At 67.6% G+C, this 19003-nt stretch carries 16 protein-coding genes and 1 tRNA gene; 11 read left to right on the top strand and 6 right to left on the bottom strand.

All coding sequences use genetic code 11. The features are described 5' to 3' along the window. Positions 1–188: 188 nt before the first annotated feature. The 5 genes from RKE40_RS12165 (at position 189) to mutT (ending at position 4260) form a co-directional block, all read left to right on the top strand. Entirely contained in the window at positions 189–1040 is an 852-nt protein-coding gene (locus tag RKE40_RS12165; RefSeq protein WP_316018502.1) for a peptidylprolyl isomerase, read from the top strand. Positions 1041–1182: 142 nt separating this feature from the next. Further along, positions 1183–2433, top strand: coding sequence for a bifunctional glutamate N-acetyltransferase/amino-acid acetyltransferase ArgJ (argJ, locus tag RKE40_RS12160; RefSeq protein WP_316018501.1), 1251 nt, complete (start codon positions 1183–1185; stop codon positions 2431–2433). Further along, positions 2417–3343 carry a DMT family transporter gene (locus RKE40_RS12155; RefSeq protein WP_316018500.1) on the top strand — a complete coding sequence of 309 codons (927 nt, stop codon included), beginning with the start codon at positions 2417–2419 and terminating at the stop codon, positions 3341–3343. Before argJ ends, RKE40_RS12155 begins: the two co-directional genes overlap by 17 nt. A gap of 62 nt (positions 3344–3405) precedes the next feature. Then, complete coding sequence (locus RKE40_RS12150) at positions 3406–3849, top strand: carboxypeptidase regulatory-like domain-containing protein (protein ID WP_316018499.1); 444 nt, start codon at positions 3406–3408, stop codon at positions 3847–3849. A 6-nt stretch (positions 3850–3855) separates the two neighbouring features. Continuing rightward, a complete protein-coding gene (gene mutT / locus RKE40_RS12145; RefSeq protein WP_316018498.1) occupies positions 3856–4260 on the top strand; it encodes an 8-oxo-dGTP diphosphatase MutT in 405 nt (134 codons plus the stop codon). A 155-nt stretch (positions 4261–4415) separates the two neighbouring features. Here the strand turns inward: mutT and RKE40_RS12140 are convergent, their stop codons facing one another. Next, entirely contained in the window at positions 4416–5840 is a 1425-nt protein-coding gene (locus RKE40_RS12140; RefSeq protein ID WP_316018497.1) for a glutamate synthase subunit beta, read from the bottom strand. A gap of 4 nt (positions 5841–5844) precedes the next feature. Then, positions 5845–10476: a glutamate synthase large subunit gene (gltB, locus tag RKE40_RS12135; RefSeq protein ID WP_316018554.1), complete on the bottom strand. Its 4632-nt coding sequence runs from the start codon at positions 10474–10476 to the stop codon at positions 5845–5847. 691 nt (positions 10477–11167) lie between these two features. Between gltB and RKE40_RS12130 the strand changes: the two genes are divergently transcribed. Further along, a complete protein-coding gene (locus RKE40_RS12130; RefSeq protein ID WP_316018496.1) occupies positions 11168–12226 on the top strand; it encodes a threonine aldolase family protein in 1059 nt (352 codons plus the stop codon). A gap of 103 nt (positions 12227–12329) precedes the next feature. After that, positions 12330–13121, top strand: a complete 792-nt coding sequence (locus tag RKE40_RS12125; RefSeq protein ID WP_316018495.1) for a hypothetical protein — start codon at positions 12330–12332, stop codon at positions 13119–13121. 111 nt (positions 13122–13232) lie between these two features. Here RKE40_RS12125 and RKE40_RS12120 read toward each other — a convergent pair whose 3' ends face one another. Next, positions 13233–13706, bottom strand: a complete 474-nt coding sequence (locus tag RKE40_RS12120) for an Hsp20 family protein (protein WP_316018494.1) — start codon at positions 13704–13706, stop codon at positions 13233–13235. A gap of 180 nt (positions 13707–13886) precedes the next feature. On the opposite strand from RKE40_RS12120, the gene RKE40_RS12115 reads away from it, so the two are divergent. Further along, the gene (locus RKE40_RS12115; protein WP_316018493.1) at positions 13887–14942 is read left to right on the top strand and encodes an alpha/beta hydrolase; all 1056 of its coding nucleotides are present in this window, start codon (positions 13887–13889) and stop codon (positions 14940–14942) included. Here the strand turns inward: RKE40_RS12115 and hisN are convergent. Further along, on the bottom strand, positions 14847–15629 hold the full coding sequence (gene hisN, locus RKE40_RS12110) for a histidinol-phosphatase (protein WP_316018492.1): 783 nt from the start codon (positions 15627–15629) through the stop codon (positions 14847–14849). The genes RKE40_RS12115 and hisN overlap by 96 nt on opposite strands. Before the next feature lie 320 nt (positions 15630–15949). Beyond that, complete coding sequence (locus tag RKE40_RS12105) at positions 15950–16867, bottom strand: N-formylglutamate amidohydrolase (RefSeq protein WP_316018553.1); 918 nt, start codon at positions 16865–16867, stop codon at positions 15950–15952. Positions 16868–17155: 288 nt separating this feature from the next. Between RKE40_RS12105 and cpdR the strand changes: the two genes are divergently transcribed. The 3 genes from cpdR to RKE40_RS12090 all read left to right on the top strand — a co-directional run bounded on the left by cpdR (position 17156) and on the right by RKE40_RS12090 (position 18194). Further along, complete coding sequence (gene cpdR / locus RKE40_RS12100) at positions 17156–17515, top strand: cell cycle two-component system response regulator CpdR (protein WP_038363805.1); 360 nt, start codon at positions 17156–17158, stop codon at positions 17513–17515. 136 nt (positions 17516–17651) lie between these two features. Next, positions 17652–17726 (top strand) — tRNA-Val (locus RKE40_RS12095). A 216-nt stretch (positions 17727–17942) separates the two neighbouring features. Continuing rightward, positions 17943–18194 (top strand): hypothetical protein, encoded by a 252-nt coding sequence (locus RKE40_RS12090; protein WP_316018491.1) that lies wholly within the window; start codon positions 17943–17945, stop codon positions 18192–18194. A 109-nt stretch (positions 18195–18303) separates the two neighbouring features. Here RKE40_RS12090 and maiA read toward each other — a convergent pair whose 3' ends face one another. Further along, positions 18304–18936, bottom strand: a complete 633-nt coding sequence (gene maiA, locus RKE40_RS12085) for a maleylacetoacetate isomerase (RefSeq protein WP_316018552.1) — start codon at positions 18934–18936, stop codon at positions 18304–18306. Positions 18937–19003 lie beyond the last annotated feature (67 nt).

Raw genomic sequence — 19003 nt, 5'->3', positions numbered from 1 at the left:
GGAGACGACGCTGCGCATGTGGGGGCGGGCGTCCCGCCTGCCAAGAGGAAGGCAGCGGCGAGAGGCCGCGGAACCTTCGATGCCGGTCGCGTTGATGTGCACGCGCTCTGCCTTGCCAAGGCCCTCATCAACTGGCACTCAGCCTGCCGATCCGTTTTTCGCGCCGTTCATCGAAAGGCCCTGACCCGATGGTTGTTTCCCGTCTCGCCGTGCTGTCGTTCAGCCTCGTGCTGGCCGCGGCTGCGCCGGCCTTTGCGCAGCAGGACAAGGTCGTCGCCAAGGTCGACGGCATCGAGATCACCGAGAGCGAGCTCGCACTCGCGGCCGACGATCTCGGCGAGCGCACCGCCCAGCTGCCCGAAGATCGCAAGCGCGAGGAACTGATCAATTTCCTGGTCGACCTCAAGCTCGGCGCCAAGGCTGCCAAGGCCGCCAAGATCGGCGAGAGCCCGGAATTCGCCAAGCGCCTGGCCTATAGCCGCGACAAGCTGCTGCTCGACGACTATCTGACGAGCGAGTCCAAGAAGGCGGCGACGCAGGAAGCCGCCAAGAAGCTCTTCGACGACACCGTCAAGACGCTGAAGCCGGAGGAAGAGGTCCGCGCCCGCCACATCCTGGTGCCGGAGGAGGCCCAGGCCAAGGCGGCGCTGGAGCGGCTGAAGAAGGGCGAGGACTTCGCCAAGGTCGCCGGCGAGCTCTCCAAGGATCCGGGCTCGGGCAAGGAAGGCGGCGATCTCGGCTGGTTCGCCAAGGAGCGGATGGTGCCTGAATTCGCCGAGGCCGCCTTCAAGCTTGAGAAGGGCCAGCTCTCCGAGCCGGTGAAGAGCCAGTTCGGCTGGCATGTGATCAAGCTCGAGGACAAGCGCACCAAGCCGCTGCCGACCTTCGACGAGGTCAAGCCGCAGATCGAGCAGTACCTGGTCCGCAAGGCGCAGCAGGACATCATCGTCGGCCTGCGCGACAAGGCCAAGGTCGAGCGCCTCGACCAGCCGGCCGCGGCGCCTGCGCCGGCGGCGCCGGCCGAGCCGAAGAAGCCCTGAGGCAGGCTTAGCGGGCGCCTCGGAAGAGGGGCGCCCGAAATGCCCGGGAGCCGGCCCGGGCATGATCTGCACGCCGGTATTGCCTGCTTGTTTTCCGCACGCTGCTGCGGCACATCGAAGCGCCTCAAAAGGAGACGCACCGATGGCCGGCAAGGATGTTCCCGTTTCCCCGCTCGCGCCGAAGCGCCAGCCCAAGGTTCCGGCGGTGCCGGGCGTGCGTTTCGCCACGGCGGAAGCCGGCATCCGCTACAAGGGCCGCACCGACGTGCTGCTGGTCCTGCTCGACGAGGGCTCGCAGGCCGCCGGCGTCTTCACCCGCTCGAAGTGCCCGTCCGCGCCGGTCGACTGGTGCCGGGCCAACCTGCCCCAGGGCACGGCCCGGGCCGTGGTGGTCAATTCCGGCAACGCCAATGCCTTCACCGGCCTGAAGGGCCGCGATGCCGTGGCACTGACCGCGAAGATCGCCGCCAAGGCCGCCGGCTGCAAGCCGGAGCAGGTCTTCATCGCCTCGACCGGCGTGATCGGCGAGCCGCTCGACGCGACCAAGTTCGAGGGCGTGCTGGCGGATTGCGCCGGGCGTGCCGCGGATGGCCCCTGGCTCGACGCCGCCAAGGCGATCATGACCACCGACACCTTCCCCAAGGCGGTCTCACGCAAGGCCAAGATCGATGGGCATGAGGTGATCATCGCCGGCATCGCCAAGGGCGCCGGCATGATCGCGCCCGACATGGCGACGATGCTCTCCTTCGTCTTCACCGACGCGCCGATCGCCGCACCTGCGCTGCAGGCCCTGCTCGGCAAGGGCGTCAAGGGCTCGTTCAACGCGATCACGGTCGACAGCGACACCTCGACCTCCGACACGCTGATGCTGTTCTCGACCGGCAAGGCGCGCGCGCGGGGCGTGCCCGAGATCACGGACCCCGCAGATCCCCGGCTCTCCGGCTTCAAGCGGGCGCTGAACGCGCTCCTGCTCGAGCTCTCTCATCTGGTCTGCAAGGACGGCGAGGGCGCGCGCAAGTTCGTCGAGATCCGGGTGCACGGCGCCGCTTCGTCGCGTTCGGCCAAGAAGGTCGCGCTCTCGATCGCCAATTCGCCGCTGGTCAAGACCGCGATCGCTGGCGAGGACGCCAATTGGGGCCGCATTGTCATGGCCGTCGGCAAGGCGGGCGAACCGGCGGACCGCGACCGGCTCGACATCTCCTTCGGCGGGATCATGGTGGCGCAGCAGGGCGCCCGCGCACCGTCCTATGACGAGACCGCCGTCTCCAACTACATGAAGGGCGAGCATATCGTCATCACCACCGATCTCGGGCTCGGCCGGGGCAAGTCCACCGTGTGGACCTGCGATCTCACCAAGGCCTATGTCGAGATCAATGGTGACTATCGCTCCTGATCGGGCTGCCCAGGCGGGCCCCAGCCGGGCCTTCGTCATCGGCAACCTTCTCGGCTGCTCCTTCTTCTGGGGCTGCAGCTTCCTGTTCATCAAGCTGATGGCGGCCGACGTCGCGCCCTGGGCGATCGCGGCAGGCCGTGGTCTGCTCGGCGCGGCGACACTGTCGCTGTTCGTTTTGGCCCGGCGGCAGAGCCCGCTGCCGCGCCGCCACGAGATCGGTCACTGGCTGGTGCTCGGCACCACCAATGGCTGGCTGCCGAACGTGCTGGTCGCCTATGCGCTGATCCAGCTCGCCAGCGGCCCGGCGGCGATGATCCAGGCGGCGGGACCGCTGGTCACCGCCCTGTTCGCCCATATGCTGTTCGCGGAGGAGCGGCTCAGCCGGCGCCGGTTCGGCGGCATCCTGGTCGGCATGGCCGGCGTCGCGATCCTGATCGGCCCGCGGCTGGTCGAGGGCGGCGGCACGGCGCTCAGCGTGCTCGCCATGGTCGGCGTGATGCTCTGCTATGCCGTCGGCAATCTCTACACCCGCGCGGTTCCGGCCAAGGCCGGCGATCCGATCCGCCTCGCGCTCGGCCAGCAGGTCGTCTCCGGCTCGGGAGCGCTCCTGCTGACGCTCGTGTTCTCGGGCTGGGCGGCCCTGTCGGCGCTGCAGCCGCACTGGCAGGCGATGCTGGCGCTCGGGGTGCTCTCGACCGCGATCCCGATGACGATCTTCATGCGGCTGATCCGAGCCGCCGGGCCGACGCGGGCGGCGATGACCGGCTATCTCGTGCCGGTCGTCGCTACCGTTATGGGTGTGCTGGTGCTCGGTGAAACGCTGGAGTTGCGGCAGCTCGTCGGAGGCGTCATCATCCTTGCAGGCGTCTTCCTCGTGACGACGGCGCCGGCGGGGGCGAAAGCGGGATGAAAGCTGCGGCGTGTGTGCTGGGCCTTGCGGTCCTGCTGGGGGCCTGCGTCGAGCGCCGGCCAATGGCGAGTTCGTCCTTCTCGGCGGAAGAAGCGGCCTATGTCCGCGAGCCGGGGCACGGGGTCATCGTCGGTCACGCCTTCCGAACAAGGGCCAAGGGCCAGGTCGTCAACGCGGCTGGCGAGGTGGTGCGGCTGGTGCCGGCGACCGCCTATGCGAGCCAGCGCTTCGCTAGCCTCTACGGCCGCGCCAAGTTCATCCCGGCGGCCAGCTACCCGCAGGAGGAACCGGATCCGCGCTACGCCGAGTACACGCGTACGACCAAGGCTGAGGCGAATGGCCGTTTTGCCTTCGACAAGGTGGCGCCGGGCCGCTATTTCGTCACCACCCAGGTGATCTGGGGCGAGGAGGACGCGCTCTTTCGCGAGGGCGGTTCGGTCTATGACGAGGTGACGCTGACCGGCAAGGAAACCGAGCCGGTGCAGGTCATCCTTTCGGGAAAATGAGGCTTCGTGAAACTGCTGCTCGTCGTCGCCTGCGCGCTGGTCGATTCCGATAACCGCGTCCTCGTCACCCAGCGCCCCGAGGGCAAGGCCCTGGCAGGGCTCTGGGAGTTCCCGGGCGGCAAGCTCGAAGCTGGAGAGCGGCCGGAGCCGGCGCTGATCCGCGAGCTTTCCGAGGAACTCGGCATCGAGGTCAAGGAAGCCTGCCTCGCGCCGCTGACCTTCGCCAGCTACGCCTATCCCGAGTTCCACCTCCTGATGCCGCTCTATATCTGCCGGCGCTGGGAGGGCTCCGTCTCGTCACGCGAGGGGCAGGCGCTGAAATGGGTGCGTGCGAGCAAGCTGCGCGAGCTCGCCATGCCACCGGCCGACGAGCCTCTGATCCCACATCTGATCGATCTGCTGGGGGCGTGAGCCGCTGCGACTGATGCCATTCGCGTCATGGTCGGGCTTGTCCCGCCCATCCACGTCTTGGCTTCACTTGTCAGGCTCGGTGCCCAAGACGTCGATGCTCGCCACAAGGGCGAGCATGACGTCGAGCCTCTTGTGAGGCTTGATATTCCCGCCGCTCAGCGCGGCAGGATGGTCTCGCCCATCAGGTGCTTGTCGATCGAATGCGCCATCTGGCGGCCCTCGCGGATCGCCCAGACCACGAGCGACTGCCCGCGGCGCATGTCGCCGGCCGCAAACACCTTCTCGACCGAGGTCTTGTAGGCGAGCATGTTGGCCTCGACATTGCCGCGTCCGTCGAGCTTGACGCCGAGCTTGGCGAGGAGCCCGTCATGGACCGGCGAGACGAAGCCCATGGCGAGCAGGACGAGATCGGCCTTGAGGTCGAACTCGGTGCCGGGGATCGGCTTGAAGCCGGCATCGACCTTGGCGCAATGCAGGCGCTTCACCTTGCCGTTCTCGCCGGAGAACTTCAGCGTGCCGATGGCGAAGTCGCGCTCGGCGCCTTCCTCATGGCTCGACGAAGTCCGCAGCTTCAGCGGCCAGTTCGGCCAGGTCAGCTGCTTGTTCTCCTTCTCGGGCGGCTGCGGCATGATTTCGATCTGGGTGACCGAGAGCGCGCCCTGGCGGACCGAGGTGCCGATGCAGTCCGAGCCGGTGTCGCCGCCGCCGATGACGACGACATGCTTGCCGCCGGCGAGGATCGGGCGGGCATTGCCTGATGTTTCCGGCTCGCCGCCATTGCGGCGGTTCTGCTGCGGCAGGAAGTCCATGGCGAACTGGACACCGTCGAGGTCGCGGCCCTCGATCGGCAGGTCGCGCGGCTTCTCGGCGCCGCCGGTCAGGCCGATCGCGTCGTACTGCGCGAGCAGCTCCTGCGGGTCGATGTCGATGCCGACATTGACGCCGTAATGGAAGACGACGCCTTCGGCCTCCATCTGCTGAACGCGGCGCTCGACATGCGACTTCTCCATCTTGAAGTCGGGAATGCCGTAGCGCAGCAGGCCGCCGGCGCGCGCCTGGCGCTCATAGACATGGACCTCGTGGCCGGCGCGGGCGAGCTGCTGCGCGGCGGCGAGGCCGGCCGGGCCGGAGCCGATCAGGGCGACCTTCTTGCCCGTCTTGACCGAGGCCGGCTCGGGCTTGATCCAGCCCTCCTGCCAGCCCTTGTCGACGATGGCGCATTCGATCGACTTGATGGTGACCGGGGTGTCCTCGAGGTTCAGCGTGCAGGACGCCTCGCAGGGCGCGGGGCAGACGCGGCCGGTGAACTCCGGGAAATTGTTGGTCGAGTGCAGGTTCAGCAGCGCCTCGCGCCACTTGTCGTTGTAGACGAGGTCGTTCCAGTCCGGGATCTGGTTGTTCACCGGACAGCCATTGTGACAATACGGGATGCCGCAGTTCATGCAGCGCGCCGCCTGGTCGCGGGTCGCCTCGGCGCCGAGCGGGATCACGAACTCCTTGTAGTTCCTGATCCGGTCGGAGGCCGGGAGATACTTCCGGTCGCGCCGGTCGATTTCGAGAAAGCCGGTTACCTTGCCCATCGTCTCACTCCGCCGCGACCGAGACGCCGGCCTGGGCCCGCTCGATTTCCATTAGTGCCCGCCGGTATTCGACCGGCATGACCTTGACGAATTTGGGCAGGTACTCCGCCCAGTTCTCCAGGATCGCCTGCGCCTGTGCCGACCCGGTGTACTTCAGGTGGTCGGCAATGAGCTGGTGCAGGCGCTCGGCGTCGTAGCCCGACATGTTGGCCATGACGTCGATGCGGCCCTTGAACTCGAGATCGCCGCCATGATGGTAGAGGCGCTGGGTCAGCTCCTCCTCCTCCGGCACCGGCTCGAGATCGACCATCGAGAGGTTGCAGCGCTTGGCGAAGCTCTTGTCCTCGTCGAGCACATAGGCGATGCCGCCCGACATGCCGGCCGCGAAGTTGCGCCCGGTCTGGCCGAGCACGACGACGACGCCGCCGGTCATGTATTCGCAGCCATGGTCGCCGGTGCCCTCGACCACCGCGATGGCGCCGGAATTGCGGACCGCGAAGCGCTCGCCGGCGACGCCGCGGAAATAGCACTCGCCGGAGATTGCGCCGTAGAGCACGGTGTTGCCGACGATGATCGCGTCCTCGGCGACGGCGCGAGACTTCGGATCGGGGCGGATGATCAGCTTGCCGCCGGACAGGCCCTTGCCGACATAGTCGTTGGCCTGGCCGGTGAGGTCGAGCGTCAGGCCGCCGGCGACCCAGGCGCCGAAGCTCTGGCCGGCGGTGCCGGTGAGCTTCACCGTGATCGCATCGTTCGGAAGGCCGGCCGCGCCGTGGCGCTTGGCGATCTCGCCGGAGATCATCGCGCCGGTCGAGCGGTCGACATTGCGGATCGCGCTCTCGATCACCACCGGGGCGCCGGTATCGAGCGAGGCGCCGGCCTTGGCGATCAGCGTGCGGTCGAGCACCGACTCGATCGGATGGTTCTGACGCTCGACATTGCGGATGGCGACGCCTGCGCCGGCTTCCGGCTTGTGGAAGATGCGGGCGAAGTCGAGCCCCTTGGCCTTCCAGTGGTCGATCGCCTGCTTCTTGTCGAGCCAGTCGGAGCGCCCGACGAGCTCGTCGAAGCTGCGCACGCCCATCGCGGCCATGATCTCGCGCACGTCCTCGGCGAGGAAGAAGAAGAAGTTGATGACGTGCTCGGGCTGGCCCTTGAAGCGCTTGCGCAGCACCGGATCCTGCGTCGCGACGCCGACCGGGCAGGTGTTGAGATGGCATTTGCGCATCATGATGCAGCCGGCCGCGATCAGCGGCGCGGTGGCGAAGCCGAACTCGTCGGCGCCGAGCAGCGCGCCGATGACGACGTCGCGCCCGGTGCGCAGGCCACCGTCGACCTGCAGCGCGATGCGGCCGCGCAGCTTGTTCATCACCAGGATCTGGTGGGTCTCGGCGAGGCCGATCTCCCAGGGCGAGCCGGCATGCTTGATCGAGGTCAGCGGCGAGGCGCCGGTGCCGCCCTCATAGCCGGCGATGGTGATGTGGTCGGCGCGGGCCTTGGCGACGCCGGCGGCGACGGTGCCGACGCCGAGCTCCGAGACCAGCTTGACCGAGACGTCGGCGGCCGGGTTGACGTTCTTCAGGTCGAAGATCAGCTGGGCCAGATCCTCGATCGAGTAGATGTCGTGGTGCGGCGGCGGCGAGATCAGGCCGACGCCCGGCGTCGAATGCCGGACCTTGGCGATGCGGGCATCGACCTTGTGGCCGGGCAGCTGGCCGCCCTCGCCGGGCTTGGCGCCCTGCGAGACCTTGATCTGCATCATCGCCGAATTGACGAGATATTCGGTGGTGACGCCGAAGCGGCCGGAGGCGACCTGCTTGATCGCCGAGCGCATCGAGCGCCCGTCCGGCAGCGGCACGAAGCGTTCCGGCTCCTCGCCGCCCTCGCCGGTGTTCGACTTGCCGCCGATCGCGTTCATCGCCAGCGCCAGCGTCGAATGCGCCTCGTGGCTGATCGAGCCGAAGGACATGGCGCCGGTCGAGAAGCGCTTGACGATCGAGACCGCGCTCTCGACCTCGTCGAGCGGCACCGCCTGATGGCCGAGCTCTTCGGCCATCTTGACGTGGAACAGGCCGCGAATGGTCGAGAAGCGCTGGCTCTGGTCGTTGAGCAGGTCGGAATAGGCCTTGAACTTGTCGCGGGCATTGCCGCGCACCGCATGCTGGAGCAGGGAGATGTTCTCCGGGGTCCAGGCATGGTCCTCGCCGCGGATGCGGTAGGCGTATTCGCCGCCGACATCGAGCGCATCGCGATAGACCGGCGAGTCGCCGAAGGCGTCGCGATGGCGGCGCACGGTCTCTTCGGCGATCTCGGCAAGGCCGACGCCCTCGATCGAGGAGATGGTGCCGCGGAAATACGCGTCGATGAACTCGCTGCGCAGGCCGACCGCGTCGAAGATCTGGGCGCCGCAATAGGATTGGTAGGTCGAGATGCCCATCTTCGACATGACCTTGAGCAGGCCCTTGCCGATCGACTTGATAAAGCGCTTGACGACCTCGTAGCGGTCGACCTCCGGCGGGAACTCGCCGGCCTCCAGCAGCGCCTCCATGGTCTCGAAGGCGAGATAGGGGTTGATCGCCTCGGCGCCGAAGCCGGCGAGCAGGGCGAAGTGGTGGATCTCGCGCGGCTCGCCGGATTCGACGACGAGGCCGACCGAGGTGCGCAGGCCCTTGCGGATCAGGTGATGGTGGACAGCCGCCGTCGCCAGCAGCGCCGGGATCGGGATGCGGTCGGCGCCGACCTGCCGGTCGGAGAGGATGATGATGTTGTAGCCGCCGTGCACCGCGGCCTCGGCGCGCTCGCAGAGCCGCGCGATCGCGCCTTCCATGCCGGTCGCGCCTTCGCGCGCCGGATAGGTGATGTCGATCGTCTTGGTGTCGAAGCGGTCCTCGTAATGACCGATGCAGCGGATCTTCTCGAGATCGTCATTGGTCAGGATCGGCTGACGCACTTCCAGGCGCTTGCGCCGCGAGGTGCCTTCCAGATCGAGGATGTTCGGCCGCGGCCCGATGAAGGAGAGGAGGCTCATCACGAGCTCCTCGCGGATCGGGTCGATCGCGGGGTTGGTGACTTGGGCGAAGTTCTGCTTGAAATAGGTGTAGAGCAGCTTCGACTTCGACGAGAGCGCCGAGATCGGCGTGTCGGTGCCCATCGAGCCGACGGCTTCCTGGCCGGTCACCGCCATCGGCGCCATCAGGATCTTGGTATCTTCCTGGGTGTAGCCGAAGGCCTGCTGGCGATCGAGCAAGGCGACGTCGGTGCGCGAGGCGCGCGCCTCCACCGGCGGCAGCTCTTCCAGGACGATCTGGGTGCGCTTCAGCCAGTCCTTGTAGGGATTGGCCTGGCAGAGGCTCTGCTTGATCTCGTCGTCGCCGATGATGCGGCCCTCTTCGAGGTCGATCAGCAGCATCTTGCCGGGCTGGAGCCGCCACTTCTGGACGATCTTCTCCTCCGGGATCGGCAGTACGCCGAATTCCGAGGCGAGCACGACCAGCCCGTCATCGGTGACGAGGTAGCGGGCGGGACGCAGGCCGTTGCGATCGAGCGTCGCGCCGATCTGGCGACCGTCGGTGAAGGCGATCGCGGCGGGGCCGTCCCACGGCTCCATCAGCGCGGCATGGTACTCATAGAAGGCGCGGCGGCTCTCATCCATCAGCGGGTTGCCGGCCCAGGCCTCCGGCACCAGCATCATCATGGCGTGGGCGAGCGAGTAGCCGCCCTGGACCAGGAATTCGAGGGCGTTGTCGAAGCAGGCGGTGTCGGACTGGCCCTCATAGGAGATCGGCCAGAGCTTCGAGATGTCGGCGCCGAAGAGCTCGGAATCGACCGAAGCCTGACGCGCCGCCATCCAGTTGACGTTGCCGCGCAGCGTGTTGATCTCGCCGTTATGGGCGACCATCCGGTAGGGATGGGCGAGGCGCCAGGACGGGAAGGTGTTGGTGGCGAACCGCTGGTGGACGAGGGCGAGCGCGCTCTCGAAACGCGGATCGGTCAGGTCCTTGAAGTAGGAGCCGAGCTGGGTGACCAGCACCATGCCCTTGTAGACGATGGTCCGGCAGGAGAAGGAGACCGGATAATAGGTCGCGGTCGCCCGGTCCTGGCGCTTGTAGACCTTGTTCGAGACGGACTTCCTGAGGACGTAGACCTTGCGTTCGAAATCCTCCTCGTCGGCGATCTCGGCCGGACGGCCGACGAAGATCTGCCGGTGGGTCGGCTCGGTTTCCTTGACGGCTTCGCCGAGGTCGCTGTTGTCGACCGGCACGTCGCGCCAGCCGAGGAAGATCAGGCCTTCCTCCTCGACGGTCTGGGCGACGATCTCCTCGCAGACGGCGCGGTTCTCGGCGTCCTGCGGCATGAAGAACTGGCCGATGGCGTAATGGCCGGGCTCGGGCAGCTCGATGCCGATCTTCGTGCATTCTTCCTTGAAGAAGCGATGCGGGATCTGGGTGAGGATGCCGCAGCCATCGCCGAGCTTGGGATCGGCACCGACGGCGCCGCGATGGTCGATATTGTGCAGGATCTGCAGGCCCTGCGCGACGATCGCATGGCTCTTGCGGTTCTTCATGTCGGCGATGAAGCCGACGCCGCAGGCGTCCTTCTCATAGGAAGGATCGTAGAGGCCCTGGCGCTCCGGCATGGCGGGATCGCGCACGTCCGGGAAGCGCTCATTGGCGCCTTTGGCCAGGGGCTGTGCCACTACCAGGTTCGCTCCGCCGCGTTCGCGCATCGTCAACTCCGCTGCCGAAGGGGGCCGGCTTCCGCCAGCGCCCGTCAAAAATTCACACGGTTCCGTGCCGCCACCGGTCAGCCCTGCTCGCTTGCGAGGACCGGGCCGGTTTCGTCTCGTTTTCGAAGGTCGCTTGCGCCTTTTAGTCCCGCGCCCGCGCCCTTCGCAGGCGCGCAGGCTGCTAGGCCCAGTCGCGCCTGGTCAGGCCGACGTTTTACGGGCGGCGCGTGCACGGATGGCTTCGGCGATATTGGCCATGCCTTCCGTCATGCTCCGCTCCATCGTTTGGCGATCGCCCGGCCAAGCTCGCCGGTGTCGCTCACGTGAAAAATGGGACAGCATCACTGTCCTAACGTCTCGAACTTGCCAGAATTCCAATCTGGGCACAAGCGGCGATTTTGCGCTGCATCGAAATTTTATTGCTAATTGCGTGATCGGTTCGACATTTTCACATCATTGGCCGCCTCGGGCCAGCCCGGAAGTTGTTTCTTCGCGCTTGGCGTGCACTGCGGTGACGACATGGCGGTGCGGCGGCGAGAGGATGGCGCGGCGTCGGTCGATCCCCGACAACAGCGTCCGGACCGGTTTGCGGAAGGGTGACATGAATTTCGTCAGCGACAATCTCGCCGGGGCGAGCGCTCCCGTTCTGCAGGCCATGCTGGCGGCCAATGACGGACTGGCGGCCGCCTATGGCAACGATGCCTGGACGAAGCGGGTCGAGGCCCTGTTCGCCGAACTGTTCGAGCGCGAGGTCGCGGTCTTCCTCGTCACGTCAGGCACGGCGGCGAACGCGCTGGCGCTGGCGAGCCTGGTCCAGCCCTGGGGGGCGGTGCTCTGCCATCACGAGGCACATGTCGCGGCCGATGAATGCGGGGCGCCTGAATTCTTCGCCGGCGGCGCCAAGATCGTCGGCCTGCCGGGCGAGGGCTGCAAGCTCGCTCCGGAGGTCGTCACGGACCAGCTCGCGCGCATGCGGCCGGACTCGCTGCACCAGGTGCAGCCGCAGATGCTGTCGATTACGCAGGCGACCGAATGCGGGCTGGTCTATCGGCCGGACGAGATCGCGGCGCTGAAGGCGGCGATCGCGCCGCGCGGGCTCAAGCTGCACATGGATGGCGCGCGCTTCGCCAATGCGGTCGCAGCGCTCGGTTGCTCGCCCGCCGAGATCACCTGGAAGGCGGGTGTCGACGTGCTCTCCTTCGGGGGCACCAAGAACGGCGCCTTCGCGGCCGAGGCGGTGGTGTTCTTCGAACCCGCCTGCGCGGCCGAGATGCCCTGGCGGCGCAAGCGCGCGGGGCACACCTTGTCCAAGGGCCGGCTGATCGGCGCCCAGTTCGAAGGCCTGCTGGCAGATGGCCATTGGCTGGGTCTCGCCGGCCACGCCAACGCCATGGCCGGCAAGCTGGCTGCCGGCATCGCTGCGCTCGGCAACACCCAGCTCGCCTGGGCCTGCGAGGCCAACGAGGTCTTCGCGATCCTGCCGGAGGCTCGCCGCGACCAGCTCAAGGCGCGCGGAGTGCAGTTCATCGACTGGTCGGATGGAGCGCTGCCGGCAGGGCAGGGGCTGGAGCCGGGCGAGACGATCGGGCGCTTCGTCTGCTCCTTCGCGACGAGGCCGGAAGATGTCGAACGCCTGCTCGCAATCTTCGCGGAGGCCTGAAAAACCCGGGAATCACTGGATTGCGACCGGATTCGTGCCGCAAGCACGCCGTAATCCTTACCGAGAACTGAAGCCTGAGATTCTGCCGCACAAGGACAGGACCATGGCACTTTTCACTTCGCCCGAGCGGGGCCCGCACGATCTGCGTCGCCGTCTCGCCGGGCTCGCCATTGCGGCTGCGGCCCTGGCTTCGGCCGGCCCGGCGCTGGCCCAGATCGACGATTACGGCGGCGGCTACGCCTACTACAGCCGGGGCTATGATCGCGATTACGGCTATGGCCGGCGCTATGACTACGCGCCGCTTCCGGCTGCTCCGATCCCGCAGCGCGCCATCGGGCGGCTGGCGGCACGCGAGTTCGGGCTCGTCCGGGTCGACCGCACGATCGCGACACGCTCCTCCTATGTCGTCGACGGCGCGGGCCGCGATGGCGCCAGGGTGCGCCTGATCCTCGATCGCTATAGCGGCGATCTGATCGACCGGATCGTGCTGGGAGCGCCGGCCCGTACCGCCCGGCTCGATCCGCAGATCGAGCGGCCGGCGCAGCGGCTGATCCCGCGCCCGCCGCCGCGTCCGGCCGAATTGAAGCCGCCCGCCGAGGCGAGCGCTCCGGCGACCGTGGCGCCGCCTTCGCCCGCCGCTCCTCCCGTCCCGGTGGCGGTGCCGGCAAAGCCGCTCGCCGTGCCGACCGTGGCGCCCAAGGAGATCGGCAAGCCAGGACTGGTCAACCCCCAGGATGTCCGCAATGCCGACGGGCCGGAGCTGGCGCCGCCGCTGGCTCGCGCCCATCCGAGCGGCATCCCGGTGCCCGACACCACCGTCCCGCCGGTGCGGATCGAGGGGACCAAGGCCGAGGCGCCGAAGCCCGAGATGGTCCCGATCGCGCCGCTGAACTAAGGGGGCGGCCGGGCGCTCCGCAGCGATGCCGCCGCATAGAGAAAAGGCCTCCCCGGTTTCCCGGGGAGGCCTTCTTGTTTCTGCCGGGCGCGGTCTGCGCCCTGCCGGCGGTTACGCCGCCTGCTTGGTCGCGACCTTGGCCTCGATCACCTTGGCGCCCTGCGCGCCGATCGGAATCAGGCGCGGCTTCTTGGCCTCGGGGATCTCGCGGACGAGGTCGATATGGAGCAGGCCGTTCTCGAGGCTCGCGCCGGTCACCTGGACATAGTCGGCGAGCTGGAAACGACGCTCGAAGGCGCGTGCGGCGATGCCCTGATGCAGGACCTCGCGCTTCTCTGTACCCTCGGCGACTTTCTTCTCGCCACGGACGGTGAGGGCGTTTTCCTTGCTCTCGATGGCAAGGTCAGCCTCGGCGAAGCCGGCGACGGCGATCGAGATGCGGTAGGCGTTATCGGCGGTGCGCTCGATATTGTAGGGCGGATAGGTCGGCGCGTTGTCGACGCTGGTGGCTTGGTCGAGCAGCGAGAACAGGCGGTCGAAGCCGACGGTCGAGCGATAGAGCGGGGAAAGATCGTAGGAACGCATGATTGTCCTCCAGAGGAAGCGACAGAGTGTTCAGCCCGCCTCGCCATGAGCGCGGGCCTCGGTGGCAGTCTCGCGCAGCCGGTTCCGGCCTGCGCATGACTGATCTGGGGGAGGGTTTCGGGCTTTTCAAGACCCCTGCGAGAGGGGCATAAGCAGCCTATCCGCCAGCTGGACGAGCCGATGGCCGAAGCCGAATTCTTCCACGACGCCGGCTATCCCGTTCCCGGCCATGGCAAGGTCTGGTTCGCCGGGGCCAGTGATGGCGCGCGGTTGCGCTTCGCCAGCTGGCATCCGACCGTCAGGCCGGAAAAGGGCACGGTGCTGATCGCCCAGGGGCGGGCCGAGTTCATCGAGCGCTATAGCGAGACCATCGCCGAGCTGCGTCGGCGCGGCTTCCACGTCATCACCTTCGACTGGCGCGGGCAGGGCGGCTCGCAGCGCTTCACTGGCCGGCCGCGGCGTGGCCATGTCGGGCGTCTGAGGGAGTATGAGCGCGACCTTGCTCTCGCCATCGCGGAAATGCAGGCGCGGCTGCCGGCCCCGCATTTCGCGCTGGCGCATTCGATGGGGGCCGCGCTCTGCCTCGATGCGGCGCGACGCGGCGCCTTGCCGGTCGCAAGGCTGGTCGCGCTCGCGCCGATGCTCGGAATCAGCATGATCGAGCGTCCGCGCGCGGCCCGCATTCTGGCCTTCGTGCTGTATTGGCTCGGCTTCGGGCGGGCCTTCGTACCCGGCGGCGGCGAGACGGCGATCGGTACCAAGCCGTTCGAAGGCAACCGGCTGACCGGCGACCCGGTGCGCTATGCCCGCAATGCGGCGCTCACCGCGGCGGCGCGCGAGCTCGCCATCGGCGATCCCAGCGTCGGCTGGATCCGTGCCGCCTTCGAGCTGATGGACAGGCTCGCGGCGCCGCGTGCGGCGCTCGAGGTACGCGTGCCGACCCTGGTGATCGCGGCGGGGCGCGATCCCGTCGTCTCGACGCCGGCGATCGAGCGCTTTGCCGCGCGGCTCAAGACGGGTTCGGCGCTGGTGCTGCCGACGGCCCGCCACGAGATCCTGATGGAAAGCGACGCGATCCGGGCGCAGTTCTGGGCGGCGTTCGACGCCTTCGTGCCCGGCGAGAAGCTGGAGGCGGACGCCTCAGCCGGCGAGCAAAGCGAGGGCGGCCTGGTGCAGGGCCTTGTTGCCGGCGGCGAGGATAGTCCCGCCCTCGGCGGCACTGCCGCCGCTCCATGAAGTGACGATGCCGCCGGCGCCCTCGATGATCGGGATCAGGGCGACGATGTCATAGGGCTTCAGCCCGCTCTCGATCACCAGGTCGACATGGCCGGCGGCGAGCATGCAGTAGGCGTAGCAGTCGCAGCCATAGCGGGTCAGGCGTACGGCGCTCTCGACGCGGCCATAGGCCTGCTTTTCGGCGCCGGCGAAGAGGTGAGGGCTCGTCGTCATCAGCGTCGCCTCGGCGAGCGCCGCGGTCTGGCGCGTGTGCAGCTCGCGCGGGCCGCCCGGGCCTTCATAGCGGGCCTTGCGGCCGTCGCCGGAATAGCGCTCACCGGTGAAGGGCTGGTTCATCATGCCGTAGACCGGCACGCCCTTGCGCGTCAGCCCGATCAGCGTGCCCCAGACCGGAATCCCGGAGATGAAGGCGCGGGTGCCGTCGATCGGATCGAGCACCCAGACATATTCGGCATCGGCGTTCTCGGTGCCAAACTCCTCGCCGAGCACGCCATGCTCCGGGAAGCTGCGCTTGATCAGATTGCGCATCGTCGCCTCGCCGGCGCGATCGGCCTCGGTGACCGGGTCGAAGGTGCCGCCGGCCGATTTGTCCTCGGTGGTGTGCTTGGCGCGGAAGAAGGGGAGGATCGCCTGCCCCGAGGAGGTCGCGAGCCCGGCGACGAACTCCGTGAAATCGACCGCGCTCATTCCGAATCCCCCGTATCCGCGGCCGATGGGGCCGCCCGCTGCCTTCATGCTGGCGGCGCGGTGAGAAGACAAGCGCGATTGCGGTGCGGCGTTCGATCTGCGTCTGACGCATACCCCTCGTAAGGCTCGTCGATCGGGCTTGCGTTTTTGCGGTGCAGCGCCTATTGTGCACTGCGAAGGGGAGATGACCTCAAACCTTCGTTGCCCTCCTTGGGCGTTTCCTCCCTAGACTTGGGCCGCCACGCCAGTGAGCGGCCCTTTTTCTTGGCCGCTGCCGTAGCGTCGCCCCGGCCCTCCTCCGGTGTTTCCCTAGTCTGCGCCTATTCCGCCGCCTGGCGCCAGTCGTCGATCCAGCCGCTCCAGCGCGCGAAGCACTCGGCCATGGCGGCGTTGATCACCTGTTGCAGGCCGGCGAAGCCGGCATTCGGCTCGAGCGTCGTTTCGTCCATGTAGAGGCCGCGATTGATCTCGATCTGCAGCGCGTGCACGCCGGCGCCGGGCGCGCCGTAATGCTCGGTGATGAAGCCGCCCGCATAGGGGCGGTTGCGGGTGACCTTCAGGCCGGCGCGGCGGAACGCCTCCTCGGCAGCCTCGACGACGATGCCGGCGGCGCTGGTGCCGAAGCGGTCTCCGAGAATCACATCCGCTTTGGCGAGACCTTCGCGATCGAGCCCGGTCGAGGGCATCGAATGGGCGTCGACGAGGACGCAGGTGCCAAAAGCCGCCTGGGTCCGGTTCACCAGATGGCGCAGGCCGGCGTGATAGGGGCGGTAGAGCTCCTCGATCCGCGTCAGCGCGACCTCGACCGGAATGCGTCCTGGATAGATTTCGTGAGCGTCGCCGACGATGCGCGGGATGGTGCCGAGGCCGCCGGCGACCCGCAGCGAGCGGGTGTTGGCGAAGCCGGGCAGGCGGCCTTCGAACATGCGTGGGTCGAGCTCGAAGGGTTCGCGATTGACGTCGAGATAGGCGCGCGGGAACTCGGCGATGAGGAGCGGCGCCCCGAGGGCAACGGCATGCTGGAAGAGCAGGTCGACATAGGCGTCTTCCGAGCGTCTGAGCGAGCGCAGCGGCAGGCGCGAGCCCTCGACGAAGGCGGCCGGATAGCGCCGGCCGGCATGGGGGACGTCGACGACGACGGGCACGACCTGCAGCGCCGGCTGGAACAGCGTGAACGGGCGTTCGATCTCGGCGATCACGCTCTCGGGATGCGGGGTGGCGATTTCGACTGGCGGCATCATGTCGCGCGACTGAAGCACAAAGCGAGCCGAGGTTGAAGAGCATGCCGGCTGTGGATGGATCGCCCGCATTCACCGGTTGTTTACTGTAATGGGCGCAAATGGAAGCGCATGGTCCCGGAGGGCGCAGGCGGGTGCTAGAGGCGCTGCGCAGGCCGGGGGCGGCGGCGGCCGGGGCGGCGGGACGGCCGGCCTGGTTTCAATGAATGACGAGGCGAGCGAATCGGGTGCGGCTCCAGTCCGTGCCGGGCGCGCGTCAGCGCAACGAGACGGACGATTGCAGGCGCCATGACGAAGATTCTCCTCGCCGAAGACGACAACGATATGCGCCGCTTCCTGGTCAAGGCTCTGCAGAACGCAGGCTATGACGTCGCCTCGTTCGACAACGGGCTCTCGGCCTATAACCGCCTGCGCGAGGAGCCGTTCGAGCTCCTGCTGACCGATATCGTGATGCCCGAAATGGACGGTATCGAGCTGGCGCGGCGCGCCACGGAACTCGATCCCGACATCAAGGTGATGTTCATCACCGGTTTTGCGGCTGTGGCGCTCAACCCGGATTCGCAGACGCCGAAGGACGCCAAGGTCCTCTCCAAGCCGTTCCATCTGCGCGAGCTGGTGAACGAGGTCGAGAAGCTGCTCGCCGCCTGATCAACAGGCCAATGTGCGTTTCGTTGGAAGAAGCCGACGAAGCGCCTTGCAAGGCGGCTTGCGACTCGCTATAGCCGCCTCACTCGCAACGACGTCGCCCCCGGGCTGGTGTCGTTCCTGGAGCCTTCGGGCGAAAGGGCGCGTAGCTCAGCGGGAGAGCACTACGTTGACATCGTAGGGGTCACAGGTTCGATCCCTGTCGCGCCCACCATTTTCCTCCTTGTTCCGCAAGGAGCCGCGGCCACCCTCCGGGGTGGCCGTTTTGCTTTCAGCCTGTGCATCTCGGCAGTGAGGGGCTGCATCGCAGCTGATCGATTGCAATCGCGGTAAAAGGCAGGGAAAATGCAGCTGGCGCCGGAGTGCTGTCGCGGAATGGCCGTTTTCCGGGCCTATTCCGTACGAATTCCGGCCGGGACGGAGAGCCGCCATGCAAGCGAAGTTGTGTGTTGCAGTGATTCTCGTCGCGGCGCTCGGCGGCTGCGTGACGCCGGCCGAGCAGCGTGCAGCCGATGAGGGGCGCTGTCGGTCCTATGGCTTCCGGCAAGGCACCGACCCGTTCGCCAATTGCCTGATGGCGGTCGATCTCGACCGTTCGGCGTCGCAGCGCGCCCGGCTCGAATCCAGCTTCTACGGCCCGGGCTTCTATGGGCCGGGCTGGTATCCCTACCGGCGCTGGTGAAGCCCAGGGCGCAGCGCCGGGAAGCTTCCGTTCGTGTGAACTCAGGGAGCGGCTTTCCCAAAGCCAGGGGCTGCCTGACCGTTTTGTCGTGAGGCCACGCTGAAATTCGTCACTCCGCGTCGGCCTGCTTCTCGGGCGCAGCGTCGCGGAAGGCCGGCAGGGCGAACGCTGCGGCCTCGGCCTCGAGCAGCCGCGGGAACTGCGCGACATCGACCTTGAAGCGCCTGGCATTGCCGAGCTGCGGCACCAGGCAGATATCGGCGAGGCTCGGTGCCTGCCCGAAGCAGAACGGTCCGGGATTCTTCGCAGCGACCCGCTCGCAGGCCGAGAGCCCGTCGACATTGACCGCGGCGGCCCAGGCCAGGACCACGTCGCTGCCATGGCCGAGTTCGCGCAGCCGGTTGAGCACCTTGAGGTTCTGCACCGGGTGGGTGTCGCAGGCGATGATCTGGGCGAAAGCGCGCACCTGCGCGCGCTGAAAGGGGTCTGACGGCAGGAGCGGCGGTTCTGGATGAGTCTCTTCGAGCCATTCGATGATGGCGAGCGACTGCGGCAGCACGCTGCCATCGTCGTGCTCGATCACCGGCACCAGCCCTTGCGGGTTGAGCGCGAGATAGTCCGGCGCGCGCTGCTCGCCGTTGCGCAGATGATGCGAGACGTGGGTGACGGGAAGGCCCTTGAGGTTCAGCGCGATGCGCACGCGCCAGGCCGCCGAGCTACGAAAATAGCCGTGCAGTTTCATCCTCGCCTCGCTTGTCATCGCCGGTTGCTCCGGCGTCCCGTTCTCGGCCATTCCGGCTTCGATTGAC

This window comes from Allobosea rubneri (assembly GCF_032464875.1).
Lineage (GTDB): Bacteria > Pseudomonadota > Alphaproteobacteria > Rhizobiales > Beijerinckiaceae > Allobosea > Allobosea rubneri.
This window is presented reverse-complemented; position numbering and strand designations above follow the sequence as displayed.

What these genes read in the sequence shown, in the direction of transcription:
- hisN (WP_316018492.1), bottom strand. Translation starts at nt 15,629, where the DNA reads ATGAGCGCGGTCGATTTCACGGAGTTCGTCGCCGGGCTCGCGACCTCC.
- RKE40_RS12105 (WP_316018553.1), bottom strand. Translation starts at nt 16,867, where the DNA reads ATGCCGCCAGTCGAAATCGCCACCCCGCATCCCGAGAGCGTGATCGCC.
- gltB (WP_316018554.1), bottom strand. Translation starts at nt 10,476, where the DNA reads ATGCCGGAGCGCCAGGGCCTCTACGATCCTTCCTATGAGAAGGACGCC.
- RKE40_RS12165 (WP_316018502.1), top strand. Translation starts at nt 189, where the DNA reads ATGGTTGTTTCCCGTCTCGCCGTGCTGTCGTTCAGCCTCGTGCTGGCC.
- RKE40_RS12125 (WP_316018495.1), top strand. Translation starts at nt 12,330, where the DNA reads ATGGCACTTTTCACTTCGCCCGAGCGGGGCCCGCACGATCTGCGTCGC.
- maiA (WP_316018552.1), bottom strand. Translation starts at nt 18,936, where the DNA reads ATGAAACTGCACGGCTATTTTCGTAGCTCGGCGGCCTGGCGCGTGCGC.
- RKE40_RS12130 (WP_316018496.1), top strand. Translation starts at nt 11,168, where the DNA reads ATGAATTTCGTCAGCGACAATCTCGCCGGGGCGAGCGCTCCCGTTCTG.
- cpdR (WP_038363805.1), top strand. Translation starts at nt 17,156, where the DNA reads ATGACGAAGATTCTCCTCGCCGAAGACGACAACGATATGCGCCGCTTC.
- RKE40_RS12115 (WP_316018493.1), top strand. Translation starts at nt 13,887, where the DNA reads ATGGCCGAAGCCGAATTCTTCCACGACGCCGGCTATCCCGTTCCCGGC.
- RKE40_RS12140 (WP_316018497.1), bottom strand. Translation starts at nt 5,840, where the DNA reads ATGGGCAAGGTAACCGGCTTTCTCGAAATCGACCGGCGCGACCGGAAG.
- RKE40_RS12120 (WP_316018494.1), bottom strand. Translation starts at nt 13,706, where the DNA reads ATGCGTTCCTACGATCTTTCCCCGCTCTATCGCTCGACCGTCGGCTTC.
- RKE40_RS12150 (WP_316018499.1), top strand. Translation starts at nt 3,406, where the DNA reads ATGGCGAGTTCGTCCTTCTCGGCGGAAGAAGCGGCCTATGTCCGCGAG.
- RKE40_RS12090 (WP_316018491.1), top strand. Translation starts at nt 17,943, where the DNA reads ATGCAAGCGAAGTTGTGTGTTGCAGTGATTCTCGTCGCGGCGCTCGGC.
- argJ (WP_316018501.1), top strand. Translation starts at nt 1,183, where the DNA reads ATGGCCGGCAAGGATGTTCCCGTTTCCCCGCTCGCGCCGAAGCGCCAG.